Origin of the sequence: uncultured Veillonella sp., assembly GCF_934190855.1 — a bacterium.
Classification (GTDB): domain Bacteria; phylum Bacillota; class Negativicutes; order Veillonellales; family Veillonellaceae; genus Veillonella.
Window position 1 is genome coordinate 1 of the sequence record NZ_CAKPTN010000184.1, and the last position, 3,203, is coordinate 3,203.

The 3,203-nt window shown below is 38.4% G+C and carries 3 protein-coding genes and 1 pseudogene; all 4 read right to left on the reverse strand.

Annotated features, from left to right (window positions below):
* Positions 1–298, reverse strand: a pseudogene (locus Q0F90_RS08430) (proline--tRNA ligase); the annotation flags it as partial.
* Positions 292–1,377, reverse strand: a complete 1,086-nt coding sequence (ispG, locus tag Q0F90_RS08435; protein ID WP_296004727.1) for a flavodoxin-dependent (E)-4-hydroxy-3-methylbut-2-enyl-diphosphate synthase — start codon at positions 1,375–1,377, stop codon at positions 292–294. The pseudogene Q0F90_RS08430 and the gene ispG, both read right to left, overlap by 7 nt.
* 18 nt (positions 1,378–1,395) lie before the next feature.
* On the reverse strand, positions 1,396–2,412 hold the full coding sequence (gene rseP, locus Q0F90_RS08440) for an RIP metalloprotease RseP (protein ID WP_296004729.1): 1,017 nt from the start codon (positions 2,410–2,412) through the stop codon (positions 1,396–1,398).
* An 8-nt stretch (positions 2,413–2,420) separates the two neighbouring features.
* On the reverse strand, positions 2,421–3,203 hold a 783-nt coding region (gene dxr / locus Q0F90_RS08445), incomplete at its 5' end, for a 1-deoxy-D-xylulose-5-phosphate reductoisomerase (RefSeq protein WP_296004731.1).

Consider the following 3,203-nt stretch of genomic DNA (forward strand, 5'->3'; position numbering starts at 1 on the left):
GACGGTCATTGATACGCATCATTTCTGCGCCATATGCATTCCAACGGCCAGACTCTTTCCAAATTTCTGCAGGTTGTAAGATAGGCATCATAATTTCTTGAGCGCTAGCACGATCCATTTCTTCACGTACGATAGCTTCAATTTTTTTGATACTTCTCCAACCTAATGGTAAAAAGCTATATAAACCATTTGCAGTTTTACGCATAAAACCAGCGCGAAGCATGAGCTGTTGGCTTACTACATCAGCGTCAGATGGAACCTCACGCAATGTAGGTGCATATAATTTAGTGGCTAACATAAAGACTCCTCATCTAAATTTTCTAAATATTCATCAATTTCTCTAAATAATGTATCTACTAGTTCGGCTTCTGGCACAGTCTTGATAACTTGTCCTTTACGGAATACGATACCTTGACCATCACCACCAGCGATGCCAAAGTCAGCTTCACGAGCCTCCCCTGGTCCATTTACGACACAGCCCATTACTGCAACCTTGATCGGCGCTTTAATAGATGCTAATCGTTCCTCTACAATACCAGCCATATCAAATAAATTGACTTGGCAGCGACCACAAGTAGGACAAGATATCATAGTGGCACCAAAGTTTCGTAAGCCTAAGCTACTTAAAATACTACGGCCTACTTCGATTTCATGAATTGGATCTCCTGTTAAAGATACGCGTAATGTATCACCGATACCATCGAGTAATAAAGAACCAATCCCCATAGCAGATTTAATAGTACCTTGTTTAATAGTACCTGCTTCCGTAACACCTAAATGTAATGGATAAGGAATTTTATCAGATAATTTACGGTATGCTTCAACCATTAAAGGTACTTCTGTCGCTTTAATGGATAATTTCATTTGACGGTAGTCTAACTTCTCTAGAATTCTTACGTGCTCTAAAGCAGTTTCAACCATACCATCCGCTGTAGGATGACCTCCATGAGCATCGAGGATATGCTTTGGTAAAGAACCTGCATTAACACCAATACGAATTGGGATTTGTTTAGGTTTAGCCTTTTCAATAACTGCTAATACCTTATCTTCGCCCCCAATATTACCAGGATTAATGCGCAAGCCATCAACATTATTTTCAATAGCTTCTAAAGCTAATCTATAATCAAAGTGGATATCGGCAATTAATGGAATAGAAATACCAGCTCGAACAGCTTTTAAAGCCTTTGCAGATTCCATCGTAGGAACAGCAACGCGAACGAGTTCACAACCAGCCTCTGCTAAGCGATTAATTTCAGCAATGGCCTTTTCCGTATGTACCGGATCTGTTGTAATCATAGATTGAATACTTACCGGCGCATAATCACCAATTTTAACTGTACCTACATAGATACCATTTGTTGGTTTACGTACAATCATTGTAATCTCCCATCTGTCTTATAGTAATCGGAAAATATCCTGAGTCGTTACATATAAGAACAATGCTACCATTAAGGCAACACCAACCATTTGAATATACATGAGAGCTTTAGCAGGTAATCTACGGCCTGTTATAGCTTCAGCTAAAATAATAATCAAATGACCACCATCTAATACAGGTAATGGTAAAAGATTAATAACCCCTAAATTAATACTAAGGAATGCAGCAAAGCTTAAAAGCGGTGCAAAGCCAGATTGAGCAATAGTACCAGCCATTTGAGAAATCCCAACTGGTCCAGACAATTCAGCAGCTTGAGTGCCACGAATCATATCATACAGACCACTGACCATAGCAACTATTGTTTGTCCTGTACGGCTAACAGCAAGGCTTAAAGATTCGCCAATACTATAAGTTTCACGAGTAAAACTAGGATAAATACCAATTTTAACACTATCTTGTTCTAGCTTAGGTATTACCGTAGTTTCTACAGATTGTCCATCCCGTTCTACAACGACAGTCACACCATGATTTGCTGTGCCTTGTAAGCTAGGGCGAATTTCATCCCAAGTAGTAATTTTTTTGCCATCAATAGTAATAATTCTATCGTTAGCTTGTAAATGAGCCTGCTCTGCAGCACTACCAGAAATGATATTGCCAATAACAGGTTCATTTGTGTAAGTAAGATTACCTACAGTTACATTAAGGCCAAAGAAAATAACAATGGCCAATAAGAAGTTAAATACAGCACCTGCAGAAATAACAATAAACTTCTTCCACGCAGGTTTATTATAGAAGGAGCGCTCATTAAGAGGCTCATCAGGACTCATGCCAGCAATACGGTTAAAGCCACCAAGAGGAATGATACGAATAGAGTATAAGGTCTCCCCTTTCTGTACCTTAAATATGGCAGGACCAAAACCTATAGCAAATTCGTCAACTTGCATACCTGACATTTTAGCTGTAATAAAATGGCCTAATTCATGAATAAACACAATTAAACCAAATACAAATATTGTGGCTAATGCCGTTGTCATATATTCTCCTATAACATCAATGATGTAGCCTTTTCACGGGCCCATCTATCGACGGATAATAAATTGTCTAACGTAAAATCATCTTCCGGTCCCATAGACTCAAGAACAGAAGTTACGACTTTATAAATATCGCCAAAAGCGATTTTATCTTCTAAAAATGCATATACTGCAGTTTCATTTGCTGCATTAAATACAGCAGGTTTAAAACCACTAGCACGACCGACTTCATAGGCTAAACGAAGTGCAGGAAAATCATCGTACCGTGGTGGTAAAAATTCTAATTGTAAAGCTTTCGTAAAATCAAGATGATTCATACTTAAAACTTCACGTTTTGGATATGTCAAAGCATATTGAATAGGCTCACGCATATCTGGATTACCCATTTGCGCTAAAATAGCACCATCTTTCATACGGATCATAGAATGAACGATACTTTGTGGATGTACTACTACATCAATATGATCAAAATCAAAACCAAAAAGCCAATGAGCTTCAATTACTTCTAATCCCTTGTTAAATAAAGACGCAGAATCGATGGTAATCTTATTGCCCATATTCCAAGTTGGATGTCGTAAGCAATCTGCAGCGGTAGCAGTTTTAATTTTTTCAGAATCCCAAGTGCGTAAAGGACCACCAGAAGCTGTGACGATCAAGGAATCAACATTGTCGCGATTTTGACCTTCTAAACATTGGAAGATAGCACTATGTTCACTATCAATAGGTAAAATTTGTACTCCATACTCTTTAGCTAAAGATGTAATCAGCGGACCACCGGCAACAAGGGTTTCCTT